The 24,497-nt window shown below is 59.2% G+C and carries 19 protein-coding genes; 6 read left to right on the top strand and 13 right to left on the bottom strand.

Going from position 1 to position 24,497, the window contains the following annotated elements; genetic code table 11:
- From AC19YQ_RS04660 to tadA, 3 genes are all read left to right on the top strand, one after another.
- The gene (locus AC19YQ_RS04660) at positions 1-276 is read left to right on the top strand and encodes a PTS sugar transporter subunit IIB (protein WP_133075932.1); all 276 of its coding nucleotides are present in this window, start codon (positions 1-3) and stop codon (positions 274-276) included.
- 235 nt (positions 277-511) lie between these two features.
- Positions 512-1,888: a multicopper oxidase family protein gene (locus AC19YQ_RS04655; protein ID WP_500594675.1), complete on the top strand. Its 1,377-nt coding sequence runs from the start codon at positions 512-514 to the stop codon at positions 1,886-1,888.
- Positions 1,888-2,379 carry a tRNA adenosine(34) deaminase TadA gene (tadA, locus tag AC19YQ_RS04650; protein ID WP_133075930.1) on the top strand — a complete coding sequence of 164 codons (492 nt, stop codon included), beginning with the start codon at positions 1,888-1,890 and terminating at the stop codon, positions 2,377-2,379. The genes AC19YQ_RS04655 and tadA overlap by 1 nt, the downstream gene beginning before the upstream one ends.
- 114 nt (positions 2,380-2,493) lie before the next feature.
- Here tadA and cmoB read toward each other — a convergent pair whose 3' ends face one another.
- The 9 genes from cmoB to AC19YQ_RS04605 all read right to left on the bottom strand — a co-directional run bounded on the left by cmoB (position 2,494) and on the right by AC19YQ_RS04605 (position 15,266).
- Positions 2,494-3,450 carry a tRNA 5-methoxyuridine(34)/uridine 5-oxyacetic acid(34) synthase CmoB gene (cmoB, locus tag AC19YQ_RS04645; protein WP_219260842.1) on the bottom strand — a complete coding sequence of 319 codons (957 nt, stop codon included), beginning with the start codon at positions 3,448-3,450 and terminating at the stop codon, positions 2,494-2,496.
- The gene (gene cmoA, locus AC19YQ_RS04640; protein WP_133075928.1) at positions 3,447-4,190 is read right to left on the bottom strand and encodes a carboxy-S-adenosyl-L-methionine synthase CmoA; all 744 of its coding nucleotides are present in this window, start codon (positions 4,188-4,190) and stop codon (positions 3,447-3,449) included. Before cmoA ends, cmoB begins: the two co-directional genes overlap by 4 nt.
- Positions 4,191-4,274: 84 nt before the next feature.
- Positions 4,275-4,910: a lysoplasmalogenase gene (locus tag AC19YQ_RS04635; protein ID WP_500594674.1), complete on the bottom strand. Its 636-nt coding sequence runs from the start codon at positions 4,908-4,910 to the stop codon at positions 4,275-4,277.
- 1 nt (position 4,911) lies between these two features.
- Complete coding sequence (locus tag AC19YQ_RS04630; protein WP_133075927.1) at positions 4,912-5,304, bottom strand: protease inhibitor I42 family protein; 393 nt, start codon at positions 5,302-5,304, stop codon at positions 4,912-4,914.
- A 75-nt stretch (positions 5,305-5,379) separates the two neighbouring features.
- Positions 5,380-5,874 (bottom strand): hypothetical protein, encoded by a 495-nt coding sequence (locus tag AC19YQ_RS04625; RefSeq protein WP_500594673.1) that lies wholly within the window; start codon positions 5,872-5,874, stop codon positions 5,380-5,382.
- Positions 5,875-6,117: 243 nt separating this feature from the next.
- The gene (lon, locus tag AC19YQ_RS04620) at positions 6,118-8,547 is read right to left on the bottom strand and encodes an endopeptidase La (protein WP_133075925.1); all 2,430 of its coding nucleotides are present in this window, start codon (positions 8,545-8,547) and stop codon (positions 6,118-6,120) included.
- Between the two features lie 304 nt (positions 8,548-8,851).
- Positions 8,852-11,269 (bottom strand): glucose/quinate/shikimate family membrane-bound PQQ-dependent dehydrogenase, encoded by a 2,418-nt coding sequence (locus AC19YQ_RS04615; protein WP_500594672.1) that lies wholly within the window; start codon positions 11,267-11,269, stop codon positions 8,852-8,854.
- A gap of 130 nt (positions 11,270-11,399) precedes the next feature.
- A complete protein-coding gene (locus AC19YQ_RS04610; RefSeq protein WP_133075982.1) occupies positions 11,400-12,764 on the bottom strand; it encodes a carbohydrate porin in 1,365 nt (454 codons plus the stop codon).
- A gap of 465 nt (positions 12,765-13,229) precedes the next feature.
- Positions 13,230-15,266: a TonB-dependent receptor gene (locus AC19YQ_RS04605; RefSeq protein ID WP_339473608.1), complete on the bottom strand. Its 2,037-nt coding sequence runs from the start codon at positions 15,264-15,266 to the stop codon at positions 13,230-13,232.
- A gap of 219 nt (positions 15,267-15,485) precedes the next feature.
- Here AC19YQ_RS04605 and AC19YQ_RS04600 point away from each other — a divergent pair, with 219 nt between their 5' ends.
- Both AC19YQ_RS04600 and AC19YQ_RS04595 read left to right on the top strand, forming a co-directional pair.
- On the top strand, positions 15,486-15,716 hold the full coding sequence (locus AC19YQ_RS04600) for a VF530 family protein (RefSeq protein WP_019823597.1): 231 nt from the start codon (positions 15,486-15,488) through the stop codon (positions 15,714-15,716).
- 7 nt (positions 15,717-15,723) lie between these two features.
- A complete protein-coding gene (locus tag AC19YQ_RS04595; RefSeq protein WP_133075922.1) occupies positions 15,724-16,359 on the top strand; it encodes a Pr6Pr family membrane protein in 636 nt (211 codons plus the stop codon).
- Positions 16,360-16,477: 118 nt separating this feature from the next.
- On the opposite strand, the gene AC19YQ_RS04590 is transcribed toward AC19YQ_RS04595, so the two are convergent.
- From AC19YQ_RS04590 to AC19YQ_RS04580, 3 genes are all read right to left on the bottom strand, one after another.
- On the bottom strand, positions 16,478-17,263 hold the full coding sequence (locus AC19YQ_RS04590) for a siderophore-interacting protein (RefSeq protein WP_500594671.1): 786 nt from the start codon (positions 17,261-17,263) through the stop codon (positions 16,478-16,480).
- Positions 17,260-17,838 carry a PadR family transcriptional regulator gene (locus tag AC19YQ_RS04585; protein ID WP_326398406.1) on the bottom strand — a complete coding sequence of 193 codons (579 nt, stop codon included), beginning with the start codon at positions 17,836-17,838 and terminating at the stop codon, positions 17,260-17,262. Before AC19YQ_RS04585 ends, AC19YQ_RS04590 begins: the two co-directional genes overlap by 4 nt.
- Positions 17,839-18,086: 248 nt before the next feature.
- Positions 18,087-21,197: a transglycosylase domain-containing protein gene (locus tag AC19YQ_RS04580; protein ID WP_338649203.1), complete on the bottom strand. Its 3,111-nt coding sequence runs from the start codon at positions 21,195-21,197 to the stop codon at positions 18,087-18,089.
- Between the two features lie 373 nt (positions 21,198-21,570).
- Here AC19YQ_RS04580 and AC19YQ_RS04575 point away from each other — a divergent pair, with 373 nt between their 5' ends.
- Entirely contained in the window at positions 21,571-22,983 is a 1,413-nt protein-coding gene (locus AC19YQ_RS04575) for an amino acid permease (RefSeq protein WP_500594670.1), read from the top strand.
- A gap of 100 nt (positions 22,984-23,083) precedes the next feature.
- Here the strand turns inward: AC19YQ_RS04575 and AC19YQ_RS04570 are convergent, their stop codons facing one another.
- Positions 23,084-24,184 carry an OpgC family protein gene (locus AC19YQ_RS04570; protein WP_219260999.1) on the bottom strand — a complete coding sequence of 367 codons (1,101 nt, stop codon included), beginning with the start codon at positions 24,182-24,184 and terminating at the stop codon, positions 23,084-23,086.
- Between the last annotated feature and the right edge of the window lie 313 nt (positions 24,185-24,497).

Genomic DNA, 24,497 nt, shown 5'->3' with positions numbered 1-24,497 from the left:
ATGTTCGATAAAATGCAAAAAGCTTTCTGGAAAGCCCTGACCCCTGATCTGGTGGCTGATGAACCAGGCCAGTCGGCATCGATTCTGGACGAAGCCGTATTGGCGGCGCTCGGCGGTGCTCGTAACGTCAAGTCCGGGCAGCGGGTGGCCTTGACCCGTATCCGCGTGGAGCTGGCGGATGTCACGCGCATGGACCCACAGGCTCTGCGCGCTGCGGGCGTACCGGGGATCCTGAGCCTGCCGGGCGGTCTGGTGCATTTGGTGGTGGGGTTGTAAACCCGGGCCCACGGCCCTTAGGTGGGAGCGGGCTTGCTCGCGATGACAGCGCTGCGGTGTACCTGTCACACCGCAGCGATCCAATCGCGAGCAAGCCCGCTTCCACAGGGTGTGTGTTTGCCTGGCAACTGTGACCCTTCGCCACCCCGCCCTTACTGTTTCGCAATTGCAGGTGTATCGTATTCGCCTTTTGCGGGCTTCACGTCCGCGCCGGATACGAGAGGTAGTTGAATCCATGTCCTTTACCCGTCGACAAATACTCGGTGGTTTGGCCGGCCTGGTAGTGGTGGGTGTTGGCGCAGGAGGCGCTTCGCGTTACTGGCTGGGCAAGGTGGCTGCCGAAAACGCAGGTCACGATTACGAGCTGATTGCCGCTCCACTGGATGTCGAGCTGGTGCCCGGTCTTCAGACCCAGGCCTGGGCCTTCGGCCCTTCGGCACCCGGTACCGAGTTGCGGGTACGCCAGGGCGAATGGCTGCGGGTGCGGTTTATCAACCATCTGCCGGTCGCCACCACCATCCACTGGCACGGCATTCGCCTGCCGCTGGAAATGGACGGCGTGCCTTACGTCTCCCAATTGCCGGTACTGCCCGGTGAATATTTCGATTACAAGTTCCGTGTGCCGGATGCGGGCAGCTACTGGTATCACCCGCACGTCAACAGCAGCGAAGAGCTGGGTCGTGGCCTGGTCGGGCCACTGATCGTTGAAGAGCGCGAGCCCACCGGTTTCAAGCACGAACGCACCCTGAGCATCAAGAACTGGCATGTGGATGAAGAAGGCGGCTTCCTGCCGTTCAGCATTACCCGCGAAGCGGCGCGTGGCGGTACGGCCGGGCGACTGTCGACGATCAATGGCAGCCATGTGCCGACCATTGAGTTGCCGGCCGGGCAGATCACTCGCGTGCGCATCCTCAACCTCGACAACACGCTGACCTACCGTCTGAATATTCCCGGCGCCGAAGCCATGATCTATGCGCTGGACGGCAATCCCGTCGAGCCAAGGCCGTTGGGCAAGGATTACTGGCTGGGCCCCGGCATGCGTATTTGCCTGGGCATCAAGGCACCGGCTGCGGGCGAGGAGCTTTCGTTGCGTGATGGCCCGGTACGCTTGGGCACCTTGCGTTCGGTCGCCAGCAATGACACGCCGACGCCGTGGCCGCCGGCATTGCCGGCCAACCCGATTGCCGAGCCCGACGTTGCCAGCGCCGAGAAGATCAACTTCAACTTTGAATGGGTCGGTTCGGTGTCCGAGGACCTGGGCCCCGATCAGCCACCCAGCTTGTGGCAGATCAATGGCGTTGCCTGGGACATCAAGGACAAGACCTGTGCCGACCGTCCCATTGCCAGGCTCAAACTGGGCCAGAGCTACATCTTTGAGCTCAAGAACATGACCCAGTACCAGCACCCGATCCATTTGCACGGCATGAGCTTCAAGGTGCTGGCGTCCAACCGCAAAAAGATCATTCCGTACTTCACCGACACTTACCTGCTGGGCAAAAACGAGCGTGCCCGCGTGGCGCTGGTGGCGGATAATCCCGGGGTGTGGATGTTCCACTGCCATGTGATTGACCACATGGAAACCGGCCTGATGGCCGCTATTGAGGTTTCCTGATGCGACAAGGGCGTCAACCCCAGATCATCGACCGCAGTCGCGATCAAGACTTTATGCGTGAAGCGCTGGCCCTGGCCGCCCAGGGAGCAGCCCTGGGTGAAGTGCCGGTGGGCGCGGTGCTGGTGCAAAACGGTGAAATTATCGGTCGCGGGTTCAATTGCCCGATCAGCGGCAGCGACCCCAGCGCCCATGCCGAGATGGTTGCCATCCGTGACGCCGCCACAGCCGTAAACAACTATCGGCTACCGGGCAGCACGCTGTACGTGACACTTGAGCCGTGCAGCATGTGTGCGGGGCTGATCGTGCATTCGCGGGTGGCGCGGGTGGTGTATGGCGCGCTGGAGCCCAAGGCCGGGATTGTGCAAAGTCAGGGGCAGTTCTTTACCCAGGGCTTTCTCAACCACCGGGTAGTGTTTGAAGGCGGGGTATTGGCGCAAGAGTGCGGGGCGGTCTTGAGCGAGTTCTTCAAGGCCAGAAGAGCGAAATCCTAGGGACATCAACCACCCAACCTGTGGGAGCGGGCTTGCTCGCGATAACATCACCGCGCGAATCCAGATTGACCGCGCCGTCTGCATCGCGAGCAAGCCCGCTCCCACAGGTCGTGGTTATTTCTTCGCGATGATCACCGCCCGCATCGGCGCAGGCAGGCCTTCGATGGTTTTGCTGTGGTCGTTGGGGTCAAGGTAGTCGCTCAGTGACTGGAACTTCATCCACTCGGTCGCGCGCTGTTCCTCGACCGTGGTGACGCTCACGTCCACGCAGCGCACGTCGCTGAAACCAGCACGGCGCAGCCAGCGCTCAAGCGCCGGAATCGAAGGCAGGAACCACACGTTGCGCATCTGTGCGTAACGGTCTTCAGGCACCAGCACCTGATTCACATCGCCTTCAATCACCAGGGTTTCCAGCACCAGCTCACCGCCTTTGACCAGGCAGTCTTTCAATGCCAGCAAATGCTCGATGGGCGAACGACGATGGTAGAACACGCCCATGGAAAACACCGTGTCGAAGCCTTCGAGGTTCGGCGGCAGGTCTTCGAACGGGAAGGGCAAGTGCCATGCGGCCTCTTGCTGCAAGAACCGCTGTACAGCCTGGAACTGGCAGAAAAACAGCCAGTTGGGGTCAACCCCGATCACGCTGTGAGCACCGGCACCGAGCATGCGCCACATGTAGTACCCGTTGCCGCAACCCACATCGAGGATGCGCTTGTGCTTGAGGTCGATGTGGGGGGCAACGCGTGACCATTTCCAGTCCGAGTGCCATTCGGTATCAACGTGCACACCAAACAGGTCGAACGGGCCTTTGCGCCACGGCGACAGGCCCATCAGCGCCTGGCGCATCTGCGCACGGGTTTCGTCGTCGCAATCGGTGTCCAGGGTCAGGCCGTCAAGCAGGTCGATTTCACTGGGTTTGACGTTGGGCAACGCATCCAGCGCGCTTTGCCAGCGCTCCAGATCGCCGTGGCCTTTCTCCATTTTGACGTCGAGCTGGGCCTGCAGGGTGTTGGCCCATTCAGCCAATGGAGTGCCGGCCAGACGCCGGGCAAGTGGGGACAGATCAATCATGGCAAGGCAATCAACGAGGCAAAGTTAAGACACTGGAACCACGGCACGACTTTCGAGAACCCGGCCGCCAGCAGGCGTTCACGGTGTTCTTCGAGGCTGTCGGGCTTCATGACGTTTTCGATGGCACTGCGCTTTTGCGCAATCTCCAGATCGCTGTAGCCATTGGCACGTTTGAAGGCAACGTGCAGCTCGGTCAACAGCGCGTGCTCTTCGGGATCACTGAAACGCAGTTTTTCCGAGAGGATCAAGGCGCCGCCCGGCAGCAGCGACTGTCGAATCCGTCCAAGCAGCGCCAGGCGCTCATCGGGGGCGATAAATTGCAGGGTGAAATTCAGCGCAACCACTGACGCGGGCTCAAATTCCAGCGCCAGGATGTCACCTTCGATCACTTCAACGGGCAACAACTCCTGAAACATCGAGTTCTGCCCATTGAGGTATTCGCGGCACCGCTCGACCATCGCCGCCGAGTTGTCTACCGCAATGACCTTGCAGCCTTCGGTGCGCACGTGTCGGCGCAGGGCCTGGGTCACCGCACCCAGCGAACTGCCCAGGTCGTACAGGACGCTGTTGGGCTGGGCAAATTGTGCCGCGAGCACGCCGAGGTTTTCGACAATCGTCGGGTAGCCGGGCACCGAGCGCTTGATCATGTCCGGGAACACCCGCACCACGTCTTCGTTGAAGGCGAAGTCCGGCACCTGTGCCAGGGGCTGGGCGAAAATACGGTCGGGTTCTTTGCTCACGGCGGTTCCGGCGATGGGAAATTTTAAAGGGGCGGCATTTTAGCCAAGTTAGCGCCCGGATGCGCGCTCTGTCTGATAAACCGTTCAGCGACTACTCTGTGAACGCACTGAGGCGCCAATGCCCCATTGACCGAGCCAGTAAGTAAGAATGATCAGGTAGGGCGCTGCGCTGAAAGGCAGCACGAAGCGGTCGATGCCGATCAGGCTGTCCGAGACCACGAACGCCACCGCGCCCGCGGCTGCCAGCCAGGCCGAGCGCCCGGGTACGTGGGTGCCCAGGCGGGCGAGGGCGCGCCACAGCATGGCGCTGATGGCCAGGGCGTAGACACACACCGGGATCAGCAAATCCCCAAGGCCCCTGGAGGCCATTACGGTCAATAAGCTGCCTCCGGCAAGTAGCGCCAGCCCCAAAGGCAACAAGGCCGGACGACGGCAGTCCACAAGGTAGGCCTTGAGATAGGCCAGGTGGGCGAACAGAAACGCGCCCAGGCCAAACACAAACAGGTCCTGGGGCCATGCCAGCAGAATGTCACCCAGCAAGGAAAACAGCAGGCCGATGCTGATCCAGCGTCGATACGGGCTGGCCGGGGCGTCCTGTAGCCAGCCGAGCAGCATCAGCACGGGCACCGGTTTGCTCAGTAAACAGAGCAACGTGTCATGGGTGCTCAAACCGTAGAGGTAAGTGCCCGCGCCGATCACCGCCAGGATCAGCCACGCCATATCAGTTCACCGTGATCGCGCAGTCGAATACGTGTGCGGGCTCGGCTTCGGGCTCCCATGGCTGTTGCGAGGTCAGGCGCAGGCGCCCGCTGCCTGCGGCAAACACCTGGAAGCGCCAGGTCGAGAGCCCGCCACTGCCCAGCAGTTGGCCATCGTCGCTGCTTGTGTAGACCTCCGGGCCCAGGCTGCGCAGTACGCCGCCCGCGGAGTCCTGAATGGCCCAGCGATAACCGGTGGTGGGGTTGCTGGGCAGGGACACAATCAGATGCTGCCCTACGTGCAGTTGCTTGGGGCAATCACTTTGGGATTCGACGGTAACGTTATGTGCAGGCTGTTGAGCGCAGGCCGCCAGCAGGCTGAGGCCAAGCAGAGGGATAAGGCGTGCAGAAAGCATTGAAGGCTCCGGTCAGACAAACACAATGGCTCAGCATAACCCATGACGGAGGCTGCGCCATTTGTCGGCTACCGGTCAGAGACAGGCATGGGGTGGGCTGATGCTGAAATCGCCACTCATTTCCATGCTGTTGCCGTTGTGGTCCAGGCCTTCCATTGTGAACAGCCGTGCGCTGTAGCAACTCTCGACCACGCTCAGGTGCAAGGTGCCGACGTCGGCCTGGTTCAAGTGATAAACCTGGCGGCCATCGACTTCAATGCATTCGATGTAGGACATCGATTTGATGGGGCCGTGTTCGTCTTTTTTAAACCCATAAATGCCGGACTGGATATTGATGTCCAGGGTCAGGGTCACAGCGCGATAGCGGGTTGAGCCGAAGTCATCGAACTCGGCCGTGATGACAATTTTCTTTTGGCTGCTGGCGAATGTCATTTCCTGGGCAGTAAAAGCCGGGCGGTCGAGCAACTCGGCCTTGAGCTCTCCCCGGGTTCTAGGGTTGAAAACCTTCTGCCCTGGTTCGTTCTGCCTGAGGACATCCGGATTTTCATACACAGGATGATGAAGTGGCATAGTCGGTTCCAGCGTTATTTTTGTGTGATTGGGCTCTATTAACGATAGAAAGTGTGCAGGTGTCTACTGTCAGAAATGACAGTAGACGTGTCTAGAATAGATCTCACACGACATGTTGCAGGCAAAAAATGTGGGAGCGGCTTGCTCGCGATGCAGGCAGCGTAGCTTGTCAGGCAAACCACGCTGCTGCCATCGCGAGCAAGCCCGCTCCCACCGGGGTCAGGCAGCTACAAAAAACAGCCTTTAAAACAGCACCTTGGCCACATCGGTAAAGCGCTTGGCAAAGTGCACGGTGATGCCTTCTTTCAGATAATCGGGCAGTTCTTCAAAGTGCCCGCGGTTAGGTTCGGGCAAGATCAGCTCGTTGATTTTTTGCCTGCGCGCCGCGATCACTTTTTCACGCACACCGCCGATCGGCAAAACATGCCCGGTCAGCGTCAGCTCGCCGGTCATGGCGATGCCTTTTTTCGGCGGCTGATTGCGCGCCAGAGACAGCAGGGCACTGGCCATGGTGACGCCTGCACTCGGGCCGTCTTTAGGCGTGGCGCCTTCAGGGACGTGCAAGTGCACAAATGCTTCATCGAAAAACTTGGGGTCGCCGCCAAACTGTTTCAGGTTGGAACTGATATAGCTGTAGGCGATTTCGGCAGACTCTTTCATCACCTCTCCCAGTTGCCCGGTCAGCTTGAAACCGCGGTTGAGGGTATGAATGCGGGTGGCCTCAATGGGCAATGTCGCGCCGCCCATGCTGGTCCAGGCCAGGCCGGTAATCACTCCGGTGCCGCTGATCACCTGCTCGTTACGGAACACCGGCATGCCCAGTGACGCTTCGAGGTCTTTGGGGCCGATCTTGATCACAGCCTTCGGGTCTTCCAGCAACTTGACGACCGCCTTGCGCACCAGTTTGCCCAGCTGCTTTTCAAGCTGGCGCACCCCGGCTTCGCGGGCATAACCGTCGATCACTGCGCGCAGGGCACTGTCGCTGATGCTCAGGCTGTTTTTGGACACGCCCGCCTTCTCCAGCTGCTTTGGCCACAGGTGGCGCTTGGCGATCGCGACCTTTTCCTCAGTGATGTAGCCCGAGAGGCGAATGACTTCCATGCGGTCGAGCAACGGGCCGGGGATCGAGTCCAGGGTGTTGGCCGTACAGACGAACAGCACTTTGGACAGGTCCAGGCGCAGGTCCAGGTAATGATCGAGGAAATCGACGTTCTGTTCCGGGTCCAGGGTTTCAAGCAAGGCTGACGCGGGGTCGCCCTGGAAGCTTTGGCCCATCTTGTCGATCTCATCGAGCATGATGACCGGGTTCATCACTTCAACATCCTTGAGCGCCTGCACCAGCTTGCCCGGCTGGGCGCCAATGTAGGTACGGCGGTGGCCCTTGATCTCGGCCTCGTCACGCATGCCGCCGACGCTGAAACGGTAGAACGGGCGCCCCAGGGATTCGGCAATCGACTTGCCGACACTGGTTTTACCCACACCCGGCGGGCCTACCAGCAACACAATCGAACCGCTCACCGAGCCTTTGTAAGCGCCCACTGCCAGGAATTCGAGAATCCGGTTTTTGATGTCATCCAGCCCGGCATGGTGGGCATCAAGCACTTTGCGTGCGTGCTTGAGGTCGAGCTTGTCCTGGCCGAACACGCCCCACGGCACTGACGATGCCCAGTCCAGGTAGTTGCGGGTAACGGCGTATTCCGGCGACCCGGTTTCCAGGATCGACAGCTTGTTGAGTTCTTCATCGATGCGTTTTTGCGCCTGGGCCGGCAGCGTCTTGCCTTCAAGCCGCTGCTTGAACTGCTCGATATCGGCGCTGCGATCGTCCTTGGTCAGCCCCAGTTCCTGCTGGATCACCTTGAGTTGTTCCTTGAGGAAGAACTCGCGCTGATGTTCGCCGATCTTGAGGTTAACTTCGGCTGAAATCTCTTTTTGCAGCCGCGCGACTTCGACTTCCTTGCGCAGCATGGGCAGTACTTTTTCCATGCGCTTGAGCATGGGCACGCAATCGAGCACTTGCTGCAGCTCGTTGCCCGTGGCCGAAGTCAGCGCCGCCGCGAAGTCGGTCAGCGGCGACGGATCGTTGGGGCTGAAGCGGTTGAGGTAGTTCTTCAACTCTTCGCTGTACAGCGGGTTGAGCGGCAACAGCTCTTTGATCGCATTGATCAGCGCCATGCCGTACGCCTTGACTTCGTCAGTGGGCTGCTTGGGCTGCTGCGGGTATTCGACTTCCACCAGATACGGCGGGCGGTGATGCTTGAGCCACATGCTGATGCGCACGCGGGTCAGGCCCTGGGCCACGAATTGCAATTTGCCGTTTTCGCGGCTGGCGTGATGAACCTTCACCAGCGTCCCGTATTCCGGAAGGCTTTTGGTGTCGAAATGGCGAGGATCCTCAGGTGGCGTGTCGACAAAAAACAGCGCCAGAGAGTGATGAGGTGACTTGCTGACCAATTCGAGGGTTTCAGCCCAAGGTTCTTCATTCACGATGACCGGCAAGACTTGTGCCGGGAAGAACGGGCGATTGTGAATCGGGATGATGTACACCTTGTCCGGCAGATTTTGCTCGGGCAATGCCAGCTCAGTCCCGCCTGAGTGGGGTTGGTGTTCGGATTCGGAGTGTTCTACATCGGTGTACTCAGTGGTGTTGTCCGGAAATTCTTGCTGGTCGCTCATGGGGCACCTGCGCAATTGGGTATGGGTGTTAGATGGGGCGCGGTGCCAGTGGTTTCAATGGTGAACAGATTTTCATCGTCAATTGGCGTGTAGCCGCTGAGGAGCGAAGCGAGGCTGCGACGGGTTGCGCAGCGACCCTGTTTGAAGGTCCTTGGGCCCTTATCGCAGCCTGCGGCAGCGACTACACGTGGTGTTCAAGGCTTGGAAAGGCATCATTCCGGGAGAGCGTTTTTAAGTGAAAAACGCCCACAAAAAAAGGCGGCTATCTCTCGATAGCCGCCTTTCTTAAAACCCGCTGAAAAACTTACTCAGCCAGTTTGAACGCCATGACATAGTCACCTTTTTTGGTGCCCAGACCGCCATGACCGCCCGCCATGACCAGCACGTATTGGGTGCCGTCCTTGCCGGTGTAGGTCATTGGGGTGGTCTGGCCGCCAGCAGGCAGGCGACCTTCCCACAGCATTTTGCCATTGCTTACATCGTAAGCACGCAGGTACTGGTCAAGGGTACCGCTCAGGAAAGCTACGCCACCCGCCGTGGTGAATGTGCCACCCAGGCTTGGAACGCCCATCGACAGCGGAATTGGAACCGGCGAGCTGTCACGCACGGTGCCGTTCTTGTGTTTCCAGATCAGGTTGTTGTTGGTCAGGTCGACCGCAGCAACATAACCCCACGCCGGTGCCTGGCAAGGCAGGCCGAGTGGCGACAGCAGAGGCTCCAGGATCACGCCGTAAGGCGAACCTTTGTTCGGTTGAACGCCGGAAGTTTCGCCTTTGCGCGGGCCCATTGCAGCCACGTCGGCCTGCGGAACCAGCTTGGAGGTGAACGCCATGTAGCTCGGGTTCAGGAACGCGATCTGACGAACCGGGTCAACCGAAATGCCACCCCAGTCGAACACGCCGAAGTTGCCTGGATACACGATCGAACCTTGCAGCGATGGCGGGGTGTACATGCCGTCGTAACGCAGGGATTTGAACTGGATCCGGCACAGCATCTGGTCAAACGGGGTCACACCCCACATGTCACGCTCGGTCAGGACCGGCGGGATCATGTTCAGGTCCGAACGAGGTTGTGTCGGTGCGGTGTGGTCGCCTTCTACAGCGCCGCCAGGGGCCGGGATCTCGTTGATCGGCACGATGGCTTCGCCAGTGCGACGGTCAAGCACGTAGATGCTGCCCTGCTTGGTGGAAGCCAGCAGAGCCGGTTTCACGCCATCAGCGGTTTTGAGGTCCATCAGGGTCGGTTGACCACCCACGTCCATGTCCCACAGGTCATGGTGAGTGAGCGGACGGTACCAGCGGACTTTACCGGTGTTGATGTCCAGAGCGGTGATGCCAGCGGCATAGCGCTCGGAATCTTCGGTACGGTCGCCGCCGTACTGGTCAGGCGTCTGGTTGCCCATCGGCAGGTACAGCATGCCGAGGTCTTCGTCGACAGCGAACATCGACCACATGTTAGGCGAGTTACGGGTGTAGGTTTCGCCTTCAGCAATCGGTGTGGTTTTTTTCGGGTTGCCGCTGTCCCAGTTCCAGACCAGCTTGCCGGTACGTACGTCGTACGCACGGATCACGCCAGAAGGCTCGTCCGTGGAGATGTTGTCGGTCACGTGGCCGCCAATCACAACCAGGTCTTTGGTCACGGCAGGTGGCGAGGTGGAGTAGTAGCCACCGGGTGCGAAGTTACCGATGTTGTGACGCAGATCGACCGCGCCGTTCACACCGAAGTCTTCACACACTTTACCGGTGTCGGCGTTCAGTGCGATCAGGCGGGTGTCCGCAGTCGGCAGGAACAGGCGACGTGGGCACGAGTTGCTCGAAGTGGCAGCAGCAGGCTCGGCAGCGCTTTGTTCAGTGCTGGCTTTGGTGTAGGCGTTTTCGTCGTGATAAGTCACGCCGCGGCAGGTCATGTGTGCCCAACCTTTGAAGTTTTCAGCGTTCTGAGTGCTGATCTTCGGGTCGTAGCGCCAGATTTCCTTGCCGGTATCCGGGTCAAGGGCAATCACCTGGCTGTGGGGAGTACACACATACAGCATGCCGTTGACTTTCAGCGGGGTGTTCTCGGCGGTTGTTTCGCCGGGATCGCCTTCACCAGGAATGTCACCGGTGCGGAATGTCCAGGCTGGAACCAGCTTGTGGGCATTTTGCGGGGTGATTTCTTTGAGTGGCGAATAACGGTCGCCATAGGCGGTACGACCGTATGACTGCCAGTCACCTTCCGGCATGGCCGGTGCGGTGTTGGTCATGCCAGGTACGGCATCACGGTCCAGTTGGCCTTTGACTTCACCCGGGCTGGTGAACTGGCTGGCCAGTGCTGCCAGGCCTGCCAATACCACGGCAACGCTCAGCGCGCCGGTAGCCACAGGTGCCGACTGACCGCGCAGAACCGGGCGACGGAACCAAGGCAGCAGCAGAACGATACCGATGGCGAACCACACGGCCAGGCGTGGCACCAGTTGCCACCAGTCCAGACCGACTTCCACCAGTGCCCACACGGTGCTGGCGAACAATACCAGCGCGTACAGCGTCAGTGCCGCACGGCGCCCGGCAATCAGCAGCGCGCCCGACAAGCCAAAACCGATACCGGCCAGCAGGTAGTACCACGACCCGCCCAACGTGATCAGTTTGATACCCCCGGCCAACATGGCCAGGCCCATTAGCAGCAGCAAGATACCGAGAAGGCTCGGTAGCAGGCGGCTTCGACTGAAAGCACCATCAGTGCTCATAGTGTGGTTCTCCGTTACGTTAGAGGTGTTCCCGCGAGGGAGTGTCTTAAAAGGACGAACCGGCGCGGGAGTGAATCAGCTAAATAGGTGTTTGATTGCAACCTTCAAGGTTGCCGTCGTAGTCCGCTCGTCAGAACGAACTTTGAATTTTCAGACCGCCAATCAGCGCGTCATCCAGTTGGCTGACGCCACCCGGGTGACGGATGTATTGCAGGTTCGGTCGAATGGTCAGCCAGTTTGTGACGTGCACGCCGTAATACAGTTCGGCGCTGTACTCTGTGTCCTGAGGCGGCAGGTAGGCCGGGTTGTCGAAGTCGTAGACGGCACGGGCCTGATTGGTGGCCTGGGCATTCTTGCGATAAGCCGGATTGACGTGAACCCGCGCCATTGCAAAGCCGATGTCGTCCTTGGGCCGCGCATCGAACACGCCTTTGTAGACGACACCTGCCTGGACATAGTTGTCCACGGCGTTGGTTTTCTTGTCGTGCATAGTGGCATTGGCGAACACACTCAAGCCCCTCGACTGATCGCTGGCGCGGGTAGTGAGCTGTTGTTGCACGCCCAGCCACATCCCGTGTTTGCTCGAACTGCTGCGATACGCTTCACCCGTCAAGGCGGCAGGCTGCCCGTTGGCATCTTTGTAAGCATCTGTTGCCTTGGCATTACTGTAGTAGTAACCCGCGCGGTATTCCCCTGGCAGGCCATTAATTTTTGGCGTCCATACCAGTTCAATCGGCAGTACCGCGCCCTGGGTACCGCTACCGCTGAGTTTGAATCCGTTGCCGCGATCCAGGTTCGACGGGTTTTGCTCATAGGCGCCGACCTGTGCGTACAGCTCGGGCGTCAGGTGATATTTGACCCGCAGTGCCCACTGGCTGACGGGCCAGTTGTACCAGATGCTGCCAGCCCAGTTGCCCACCTGGGAGCCGCAGAACGCCAGGTTCTGGAAGTCGCACGGGAAGCTGTTGAAGTCCTCGCCCTGACCAAAGCGGCCGACCTTGATGTCGAGCTTCTGATCAAAGAACTTCTGCTGGTACCACATCTGCGTCAGGCGGGTGGTTTGACCACGGCCCCAGACTTCCTGGGCCGAGGTGAAGCCACCAACCCGTGGATCGTTGATGCGATCGTTGCTGATGTTGTTGCCGCTGCGATGGGTAATCGTCAGTTGGAACTCGGCGTCGTCCCAGCCCAGAATTTTTTGCAGGTCCAGGTGCGTGCCCAGGCCGAACTGGTCGCTGTAGCGCGCCGTACGGTCATGGTCATAGCCGCCATGCAGGTTCGAGCCCACTTCGCCCACGTAATCGAGAGAGAAGGCATAGCCCTGTTTTTCCAGTTCGCTGCGGGTGCCGCCCCAATCGCCGAGCATCCACTTGGAGTCGGAGTCAAAAGCGGGTGCTGCCTGCACGCAGGTGGCCAGGCCAAGAGCGGTCATGCCGCCGATCAATGCCAGGGCTTTTTGCCCGGCAACAGGAAGCAGCGCGCTGTGTTTGCGCATATTCAGAAGTGTGGACATAAGTCGAGATGCGAGTCTTTATAGGTATGGCTGTGGCTGTGGGTAGCGCTGTCTTTGGGGGCAGGGCTTGCACTTCAGATTTAAGGGCGAATGAATCGTTTCAGCCCTTTGTGCGGAAATGATAAAGCCCTGAATCGTTTAGAAACAGCACTTTAAGTGACATGGATCATTTCTGATTCTGTAACAGTGTGCTGCGACCCATCGTCCCAGGGGCTTTTTGTCTCATGTTCGGTGCTGTTGGCAGGTAGTTACGACCAAAGACGGCATTGAGCACAGAGTGCCACGTTGACAGGTAATGGGGTGCCAGCAAACGCCAGAAGGGCAGGAGCAGTGTGGGAGCGGGCTTGCTCGCGATACCTTCGGCGCGGTCCGGCAGGAACACCGGGGCGTCTGCATCGCAGGCAAGCCCGCTCCCACAGGTTGTGTCGTGTGTTGGGAGTTGCTTGCTTAGAACGTGGTGCGCAGGCCGACCTCGATACCGCGCCCGGGGGCGGGTGCTATGTCGCGCAAAATCGAGCTGGCATAGCGCACGGTCTGGTTGGTCAGGTTGTCGCCTTTGACGAACGCCAGCCACTGGCTGCTGCCCACATCGAAGTGATAACCGGCGCTGGCGCCCAGGGTTGTGTAGCCATCGGTCCCCGATTCGTTGGCTGGCACACGGCCCTGATTACTGGCGTGCTCGACGTCAATACGCGCCTGCCAGCGGTCAAGTTCCCATAGCAGGCCACTGCTCAGGCGCAGCGGGGCAATACGGGGCAACGCTTCGCCTGTATCGAGGTTGATGGCCCGGGTGTAGTCACCGGACAGCTCCAAAGCAAATTTGCCGTAGGCGCTTTCACCCAGCTTCCAGTGATCTTTGGCTTCAAAGCCTGTGAAGCGTGCCCGAACTCCGGAATAGGTGTATTCCGGAATACCATCGGCGTCGGGTTCTCCTTCGTCATTCAGCGTACGACCTGTGCCCAGCAGGCCGATGTAGTTGGAGAAGTGGCTGTAGAAAACGCCAACGCTGCCCTTGTGGGTGCCATTGTCAAAGCGCAGTGCCAGATCGCTGGACACGGCTTTTTCCTTCGACAGAGTGGCACTGCCCACTTCATAGGTGCCGGTGGCGACGTGGGCGCCATTGGCGTACAGCTCATAAAACGTCGGGGCACGTTCGGTGTAGCCCAGAGTGGCGGCCAGCGACCAGACAGGGGTAAGGGTGAACACTGCGCCTGAAGACAGGCTGCCTGCGGTGAAACTTTTGGAGCGGTCGGCCGCAGAAAAGCGCTCATTACCCTTGGCATCCGGGTCGACCACGGTGCGCTCCAGGCGCCCGCCGAGGCTGAGTTTCAGTCGCTCGGTGGCTTGCAGCTCTTCGAGAATAAACAGCGCGCCGCTGTTGGTATCGGTCTGCGGCACGAAGGCTTCTTCGCCCAGGGCCGAGAACTCGTTGCGATTGACCTGTGCGCCGACCACCCCTTCCAGCGGGCCGATCGGCACATGGCGGGCTTCGACGCGGGCTTCGTAGCCCTTGTTCTTGAACGTGGTGCCGACTTCGCCGCCCTCGATTTCGCGGTGTTCGTAATCGGTGTAACCGGCATCCAGTTTCAGCGAGCTGAAAGGGCCCTGCAGGTTGCGTATCTCGGAGGCGAACGCGTAGTGATCCTGTTTCATGCGGATACGCACGTCCTGCTCGGCCGGTGAGCCGTAGTTGGCGTCGTAAGTGCTGTAGGACAGACCTGCGTAGCCATCATCCCAAGTGTAGGAACCGCCCACTGCGCCGCCGTCCTGGCGGCCGTTGCTGTTGCCTAAACGACCTTTCTTTTCGACGCCATCTTCGCTTTCGGGTGCATGACGGCTACGGGCATAACCCGGGATTTTCAGGTCATTGAATTCGCGAGCGTTGGCATCCAGGTGCAGGGCGAAGGTGCCATCACCGGCTTCCAGTTTGCCAGCACTGCTGCGGGTGGTGGCTGCGCCGCCGTAGCGCAGTTCGCCCGCGCCGTGAATGCCTTCGATGGCTTCGGTGGGGATGCGGTTGTCGAAGGTGTTGACCACGCCGCCGATGGCGTTGCCGCCGTACAGCAAGGCCGCCGGGCCGCGCACGATTTCGATGCGCTCAACGTTGACCGGGTCCAGTGGCACCGCGTGATCGTAAGACAGTGACGAGGCATCCAATGCACCAACGCCGTTGCGCAGGATGCGAATGCGGTCGCCATCCAGCCCGCGAATGATCGGGCGGCTGGCGCCGGGGCCGAAGTAGGAAGAAGAAACACCCGGCTGTTTATTGAGGGTTTCGCCCAGGCTGCCTTGCTGTTGCAGGGTCAGATCGTCGCCTTCGAGCACCGTGGTGGGTGACGCTGATTGGCTGTTGCCCAACGGGTTGCCGGTAATGACCTGCGGTTGCAGTTCGAGGGCATAGGCAGGGGAGGCGAGCAGCAGTGCGGTGGCGAGCGGTGTCAGGTGAAGACGTCGTAGATGACGTGGGAAGGCAGGGGAGGACATTGCAAGTTCCTTGGCAAGGTGACGAATGAAAGCGGCGCTGAGCGCTCTTTGAAGTGAAAGCTATAGTTACAATATAACATCACCTTGGCGCTATCCAAGCGGAACTTTCATTTGGGTGCCGGGTCACGGCTAGACTTGCTCCGTACCGAATGCACTTCCCCCTGAGCAGGTGCTCGGCTAAGGTGCGCGGCTTTCTCTCTATTGCTTTAAAGGCCCGGCATGACTGAATCCAACAACAACCCATTGCACGGCGTGACGCTGGAACAGATCCTCACTGCGCTGGTGGCGCATTACGAGTGGGAAGGGCTGGCCGAGCGTATTGATATTCGTTGCTTCAAGAGCGACCCGAGCATCAAGTCGAGCCTGACGTTCTTGCGTAAAACCCCGTGGGCGCGGGAAAAGGTCGAGAAGCTGTACGTGAAATATGCCCGTACCAAACGCGAAATTTGATCGGCCAATGAGTGTCGCGTCACGCACGCTGTGCACCGTGATGGCAATCCTGGGCTGGAGCGGCCTGGCCATTCAGCTTGAGCTGGTGCTGTTCGCCCGCTGGATGAGCGGAGCGAATGTGGTGGGCGGGCTGGTGAGCTATTACAGCTTTTTCACCATTTTGACCAACACCCTTGCCGCCTGCGTGTTGACGTATGCCGCAGACGCCCGCAGCTCAAAGGGCAGGACGTTTTTCTTGCAGCCGTGGGTCAGTAGCGGCATTGCCGTCAGCATTATCGTAGTGGGGGCGGCATATAGCCTGTTGCTGCGCCAGCTCTGGCAGCCTGAAGGCTGGCAATGGTTGGCCAATGAACTATTGCATGACGTGATGCCGGTGCTGTTTGCGTTGTACTGGTGGTTTTACGTGCCGAAGGGGGTGTTGCGGGTGAGCCATATAGGGCTCTGGATGCTGTACCCGGTCTTGTATTTCGCCTACATCCTGCTGCGCGGGCACCTGTTGGGTGTGTACCCGTATCCGTTTATCGATGTCGAGAAATTGGGCTACGGGCAAGCGTTTATCAATGCAGGCGGGATTCTGGCAGGATTTGTTGCGGTCGCGCTGGCGGTGGTGGCAGTGGACCGTTACAGGGGCCAGCGGGCCTGATCCCGGCCTGGCTTTTGTGGGAGCGGGCTTGCTCGCGATAGCCTCACCAGGCGGGTCAGACAAACCCCGTTGCTAGCATCGCGAGCAAGCCCGCTCCCACCGAATTTTGCCGTGAGTCCTACTCTTCAGTACCACCTTCCAGGCGCCAATACCCCACGGCCTTGACGAACTCTTCGTTCAAACCGTGGGTGTCGAGCAGTACCCGGCGCACCTTGCGCGACAACGCGCTTTCGGTCGCAACCCAGGTGTAGAGCTCTCCTGAAGGCATGCTTAATCCGGCAACCGTCTTGAGCACGTCCTGCCCAGGTACATCGCGATGTACCCAGATCACCTCGACCGACGCGGCACTGTGCAGGGGCTGTTCCTCAAGGGCGTTTTCCACCTCGACCACCACTAAGGCGCGGCGATTGGCGGGCAGCTCTTCCAGTCGGCGGGCGATGGCAGGCAGTGCGGTTTCGTCACCGATCAGCACATAACTGTCGAAGATGTCCGGCACTACCATCGAGCCTCTTGGGCCGCCGATATGCAGGTACTGACCAGGCTCGGCCTGAGCGGCCCAGGTGGCAGCGGGGCCGTCACCGTGCAGTACAAAGTCGATGTCCAGTTCAAAGGTGCTCAAGTCATAGCGGCGCGGGGTGTAATCGCGCATCGGCGCCATGACGCTGCCTTTCAGACCGGCACTCAATTCCAGATTTTCCAGCGCTGCCAGCTCTTGCTCGGTTTGCGGGAAAAACAGCTTTACGTGATCGTCGCTGCCAAGACTGATGAAGCCCGCCAGCTCTGGTCCACCCAGGGTAATACGGCGCATGCGCGGGGTCAGGTCGACGACCCGTAGCACTTCAAGCTTGCGACGTTTGATTTCATGCATGACACGGTGAATGGTCTGGGGAGTAGCGGCATTCATTTAGCGTTCTCCTGTGCAGGCTGGGCAGTGACAGGGCCATCGACAATGGCTTTGGCGGTGTTGTTGAGTAAGTCCCGTACCCGCAGGATTTCCTCGGGGCTCCAGCGACCATGGTGCATCTGCAAGGCATGGCGCAGGTTGTGTACAGCCTCGTGAATCTCGGCGGGGCGATCATGACCGCGCAAAGAGCGCTTGCTGACATCGATGCGCATGCGCACGCCGTCCAGGGCAATGGCTTGATCACTCAGGGACTGGCGACCAAGGTCGGTCACGCAGTAGCGTTTTTTCCCACCCTCAGCGTCGCCCTGAATCAGTTCGCTTTCTTCAAGGAAGGTCAGGGTGGGGTAGATCACGCCGGGGCTCGGGCTGTACGCGCCGTCGAATAAGCCTTCGATCTGGCGGATAAGGTCGTAGCCGTGGCAAGGCTGTTCGGCAATCAGTGCCAACAGCAGTAATTTCAAATCGCCTGGGGCGAATACTCGGGGTCCGCGTCCGCCGCGTTCGCGACCGGTGCGTTTCTCGAAGCCGTCTTGACCCGCGCCATGTTCGCGGTGGTGGGGATGATGTTCGCTCATTTTCTCTTCGCTCTCGTTAAGTTAGATACAACTTAAGATATATCTTAAGAAATGTAAAAACTCACTCGACGAACGGTAATGATTCTCATCGGTCGACAGGGTTCTGGATCACACGGACCCCATCGCGAGCAAGCCCGCTCCCACAGTGCTGTGGTTTTCACACCCTTCGAGGGGGGGCACAGCACTGTGGGAGCGGGCTTGCTCGCGATGGCATCACCCCGTTTTGCCAGACAGGCCGCGGTGTTTTGCTATTTCGCTGCGGTTTGTATCGACGCTGGCGCCAGGCACAAGGTGTTGGTACCCGGTTGCAGATAGGGCGTGAGGATCGGTGCCATGCCCTTGAGCACTTGCACCGGCAGTGCGGAGGTGAATTTGAACGCCTCGGCCGAGCGCCCTGGAACGAAGGCAGTCAGGGTGCCGAAGTGATGCTCGCCGATATAAAACACGAAGGTTGCTGTGCGGTTGATCGACTTGGAACTGAGAATCCGTCCACCCGCCCCCATGCTTTCGATACGGTTGTCGCCGGTGCCGGTCTTGCCGCCCATGGCCAGCGGTGAGCCGTCATCAAGCTTGAAGCTGCCCGAGACCCGGCGCGCAGTGCCGGCATCCACCACTTGGGACAAGGCTTCGCGCAGGGCCGTGGCGACTTCGCTGGGCATGACCCGCACGCCTTTGTCCGGGTCGTTGATCAGGCGGGTTTCATAGGGGGTATCGGCGGCGAAATGCAGGGTATCAATGCGCAACACCGGCAAACGCACGCCATCGTTAAGAATGATGCCCATCAGTTCGGAAAGTGCCGCCGGACGATCCCCGGAACTGCCCAGCGCGGTGGCAAGGGAGGGCACAAGATGGTCGAACGGGTAGCCGACTTTTTGCCAGCGTTGATGGATGTCCAGGAAAGCTTCGATTTCCAGCATGGTGCGGATGCGGCTGTCACGGGCGCTCTTGTGCCGGCTTTTGAACAGCCAACTGTAAACTTCCTGACGTTCGTGCTCGCTGGCGCCGACGGCTTGCTGGAAGGTGGCCTGCGGGTTATTGAGCAAATACCCCAGCAACCACAGATCCAGTGGATGGACTTTGGCGATATAGCCCTGGTCAGGCAGGTTATAGGCACCGGGGCCGTAGCCCTCATACAGCTTGGTCAGCCGCTCATCGGTGATTTTGTCGCTGCTCAAATGGGAGCGCACAAAGCGGTTGAAGGTGGCCTGGTCTGAGTTCGGGAACAGATAACGATGCACGGCCGCCATTCTGATGGCGGTGGGGTGCATGCTGTCCAGGAAGGTATCGAGGCGGGCCTTGGAGTCTTTGCCCCGGTATTTTTTCCAGAACTTGAGCATGAATGTCGTGCCTTCACGGTCGGCGAAGCGGCTCAGATACTCCTGGCGAAGCGGGTTGCTGTCGTCGCGCAGCAACTCGACGTTGTTGCTGGGAGACTGGTAGCTGGTGTAGCGCACCACGTCACGCATCAGACGCACAAAAGGCAGGTTGATCGACTCACGTATCGAGTCGCGCAGCGTCGCCGTCCGGTTGTTGTCCTGGCTGCGGAAGTTGTGGAAGTGATGCATGCCGCCGCCGGTAAAAAAGCCTTCACCGGGGTTGGCGGAGTATTGGCGGTTGAGTGCTGCATCGAGCATTGGCGCAAGGGTTGAGCCGGGTTTTTCGATCAGGTAACCCAGCGCCCAACGGGTCAGGGGGTCTTGATCGGTGATCGGGATTTTTCTCAAGACGACGCCGGGCTGGCTGGCATAGCGATCATGCAGTTCTGAAATGATTTGCAGGTAGGTGGTCAGGACTCGCAGTTTGGCCGTTGAGCCCAGTTCCAGTTTGCTGCCTTCGTTGATGTCGAAAGGCTGGTCGGTGCTGTCGGTTTGCACCCGTGCTCGCGCACCGTCCGGAGTGAGTTCGAACAAGGTAAAGCTGTAACGCACTTGCGCGGTGCTGGTGGGGGTCAACAGGTAGGGGCCAAGCAGGCCGATCTTTGCGGCAAAGGCCGGGTCTGCCAGTTGACGCAGATACTCACTGACCTGACGTTGCAGATCGCCTTGCAAGGTACTGGTGGCAGACAGGTCCAGACGGTCAAGGTCATACAGCGGACGCTTGAGCAGCACTGAAAGGCGGCTGCGGGCCACGCTGATGCCCTTGTTGGTTTCGTTCGGTTGCATCGTCGGTGCCAGGGCCCAATCGCGGTAGGTCACGTGGCTGGCCAGTGCGGCCTCAGTGAGTGCCGGATCAATCACATTGTTTTGTGCCAGCAGGCGTATATGGCTGTCGGTCAATTGCGCCAGTTCGTCACGGCCTCGGGCCAGGTAGTGGGAGGGTCTGCGCTGGGCGATCATCAGTGACAGCACTTCGCGCAATGCCAACCCTCTCTGAGCGAGGCTTTTTGGGTCTGTGGCGGTACTGCTCAGCATCTGGTTGACCTGATTGAAGTCGGCGCCGTACCACACCCGCAAACCTTCGGCCATGCCGTGGACTTCGCCATGACCGGGCACTGCCGACAGTGGCACGCTGTTGAGGTAGTCGCGCACCACCTTTTGCCGGGCGGGTAGGGTCTGTGGACCGTCCTGATAGGCTCGCACGCTGGCCGAGACCATCTGGCGCAGTTTTTCGCTGCCCGACAACGTCAGTCCATCGGGTGAATGACGATATTTTTCAAGTTGGGTGGCCAGGGTGCTGCCACCTGCAGACTGCCCCGGCAGATGCAGCATCTTGGCAACCTGCGAGTAAGCGGCCATGGCAAATCGCGGCCAGTCCACGGCAGGGTTCGCTTGCGGCTGCGCAGGGTCAAGCAGGTCGCGGTTTTCGATAAACAGCAAACTGTGAACCACCAGCGGGGGAATGCTCGCAAAGCTTGAGTACAACTGCTGTGGGTAGTTGTACTGATACAGGGCGCTGCCCGCACAATCGGTGATCGAGAGTCCTGTCTGAATTTTTTCCGAATAGGGTACGAAAAACCCTTTCTCGCTGTAGCCCAGTAACTCTGGCGAAAAGCGGCTTTGTTGAGTGATTACGTAGTCACGTTTTAGCAGGCGTGGAAGGAAGTCGCCTAATGCGCTGTAGCCCAAACGCTTGTCGAAAGGCCCATCCCCTGGATATTGAATCGCGTCGGACGGCCCCGCATGCATCGAATAGCTCAATGAGGCGGCAAAGCGGCTGAATTCACGGGCTTGCAGCTTGGAGCTGCGCACCTCCTGTGCAATGGCAAATCCCAGTACAACCAGTCCTGCCAACACCACTAGGCCGAACACGAGCCATCCATAGCGCTTGGGTTCAGGCGAGGGTGGCGGGGGTGCAGCATTGTCCATTGCTGCTGATGGCACCGCCGTTTTTCTGGAGCTTGAGTTCCACAGTACGCCCATAGTCGACAGTTCCAGGTACGCATCTTGGTTGCGCTTGATTGAAGCGTAGACGCTGGCGGATTCGGGTGAAAAATTTGTGAGGGTAATCTGATAATCCTATCGCCGCAGAGGAGAGGGCTTGTCGTGATGCAAGCGTCCCGCGTGACGCAAAGCGAAGGAATAGAGCCCTTGCAAGTGGTAAATACGATCTGTGTAGGGGAATGACTGTGCACCAACCCTGTGCAATACTCGCCGCCGATCTCAGTAGGGCATTTCCCTTCTGGTCTAACGGCCTACAAAGCCCGGGCTGATCAGGAGGTTGGACAGGTGACCCGCCCGTCTTTTCGAGCGCTCTATTGATGCATATCCAATAACAATATGAGGTTGTATTTTTATGCCAGTCGGCAACCACCCGCCCCACGGTGAAACCGTTCAAGGCGGCCCGCTCAAACGCGAACTGGGCGAACGCCACATTCGCTTGATGGCGCTTGGCGCCTGTATCGGCGTAGGCCTGTTTCTGGGCTCGGCCAAAGCCATTGAAATGGCCGGTCCGGCCATCATGCTGTCCTACATCATCGGTGGCCTGGCCATTCTGGTGATCATGCGTGCACTCGGCGAAATGGCCGTACACAACCCTGTGGCCGGTTCGTTCAGCCGCTACGCCCAGGACTATCTTGGCCCATTGGCTGGTTTTCTGACCGGCTGGAACTACTGGTTCCTGTGGCTGGTGACCTGTGTCGCTGAAATCACTGCCGTGGCGGTGTACATGGGCGTCTGGTTCCCCGATGTACCACGATGGATCTGGGCCCTGGCGGCGCTGATCAGCATGGGCTCGATCAACCTGATCGCGGTGAAGGCGTTCGGTGAATTCGAGTTCTGGTTTGCCCTGATCAAAATCGTCACCATCATCGCGATGGTCTTCGGTGGTATTGGCATCATCGCGTTCGGCTTTGGCAACAACGGCGTTGCGCTGGGTATTTCGAACCTCTGGACCCACGGCGGCTTTTTGCCCAATGGTATCCAGGGTGTGTTGATGTCCCTGCAAATGGTGATGTTCGCTTACCTGGGCGTCGAGATGATCGGCCTGACTGCCGGTGAAGCCAAGAACCCGCAAAAGACCATCCCGAGTGCGATTGGCTCGGTGTTCTGGCGCATCCTGCTGTTCTACGTCGGCGCGTTGTTCGTGATTCTGTCGATCTACCCGTGGAACGAAATCGGCACGTCGGGCAGCCCGTTTGTGATGACCTTTGAATGCTTGGGCATCAAGACGGCGGCAGGCATCATCAACTTCGTGGTGATCACCGCAGCACTGTCGTCATGCAACGGTGGCATTTTCAGTACCGGTCGCATGCTCTATAGCCTGGCGCAAAACGGTCAGGCGCCTGCCAACTTTGCCACCACCGCGAAAAACGGTGTGCCGCGTCAGGCATTGCTGCTGTCGATTGCCGTCCTGCTGCTGGGTGTAGGTCTTAACTACATGGCTCCCGAGAAAGTGTTCGTCTGGGTGACAGCCATTGCGACCTTTGGCGCGATCTGGACCTGGTTGATGATCCTGCTGGCGCAACTGCGCTTTCGCAAGAACCTGAGCCCGCAAGAAGCCGCCGCCCTGAAGTACCGCATGTGGCTTTACCCCTACAGCTCGTACGCGGCGTTGGCGTTCTTGTTGATGGTGGTCGGTCTGATGGCCTTTTTCGAAGAAACCCGAATCGCCTTGTTTGTAGGCCCCGGGTTTCTGATCCTGCTGACTGTGCTGTTCTATGTGTTCAAGTTGCAGCCAACGCAGAGCTCACCGGCCAAGGTCAACTAAACGCCTGTGGGAGCGGGCTTGCTCGCGACGGGACGCCGAGGTCTGTCAGACTGATCTCGGGATCCCGTCGCGAGCAAGCCCGCTCCCACATCAGCAGCCACTATTTGCGCGACAGGCGCTTGTTCCAGTCCAGCCAGGCCGCCAGTACGGCCATCATCCCCACGCCCATCAGGGCGCTGAACACTTGCATCACAACCCCGTCACCGCCCAGTGCATTGAGCATGTCGGCCAGCGGTGCCAGGACCACCCCCAGGCAGAACACTTCCAGCGAATAGCGGCCCATGCGGCAGGTCTGACGGGTGAGCCAGTTGTTCAACCAGTCACCCTGAGGCACCACTTTGGCCGCTACATAAGCCAGGGCCAAAAAGTGCAACAAACGCACCGGCGACAGGTTGGTCTTGCTGATCGGATAGAGATGCTCGCCCAGCCAGAGCGGCATGACGGCGTCGTGGAACTGCGGCCACTTCCATGACAGCGCCAGTAACCCGGTGATCAACAGATAGGCCGCCGCCCCCACAAACACAGGCTGACGGGATAACGGCCGGGTTTCAGGGGCCTTGTCGCGCTGCCCGTGAAGTGCCGCAGCACCCCCCAGGATAAACAGGAACTGCCAGGCCATCGGGTTGAAAAACCACACCCCGCCTTCCTGTGCCGCCAGGTTCCAGACGGGGGCCAGCAGGTACAGCGCCAGGGACACGCCTACCACATACACGGCTTTGCGCAGCAGCATAGGCAATACCAGCGGCAACCCGAGCAACAGCACGATATAGAGTGGAAGCGGGTCCATCAGGTTGGGTTTGAAGCGCAGCAGCAACTCGTCGGTCAGGGCCTGTTGCGGGTTGCTCAAGAAGTATTGCAAGCCCATTTCCTGCACCAGGTCGCGGGTTTCGACGTGGCTGTTGGCATAAAAAACGATGCCCATCAGCACCGCCAGCAGGAAGATGTGCACCACGTACAGCACCCAGGCGCGGCGCAGGATTTTCACGCTGGCGATCAGGAATCCATCCCGTTGCGCGATTTTGCCGTAGGCCAGCACCGCGGCATAACCGGCCAGGAATACAAAGATTTCAGCTGCATCACTAAGGCCGAAATTTCGTACCGTCAATTCGGCCAGCGGGTTGTGGGGGATGTGATCCCAGAAGATAAAAATCAGCGCCAGCCCGCGAAAGAAATCGATGCGGTGGTCGCGTCCGTTAAGTATCACGGCGAGTACTCGAAAAAATGAATAAAAATGGGCGCAGCTCAGAGTGCACGCCACTTGTTGGCGGCGCGCAGGGTGACGCTAATAGCGTTTAAATGCAAAGGCTGTGGATAGCTGCCGTGTGTGACCTGACAGCAGCTATCACTTCGCTTGAATGGTCTACCGGGTTTTTGTATCAAGGATGTTCTGGGTAATACGTTTCAGGGTTTTATTCTGACGAGGTTGCGAATGACCCTGAAGAAATTTTCAGCGTCAGGCGCTGTTTGCAATGCCGTCCAAAACTCCGTTTCCAGGGCTCGATCGGGCTCTGTCA

The organism is Pseudomonas sp. MF06569, from assembly GCF_059862735.1.
The sequence above is the reverse complement of the archived record's forward strand: the minus strand, read 5'-3'. Positions and strand labels throughout refer to the sequence as shown.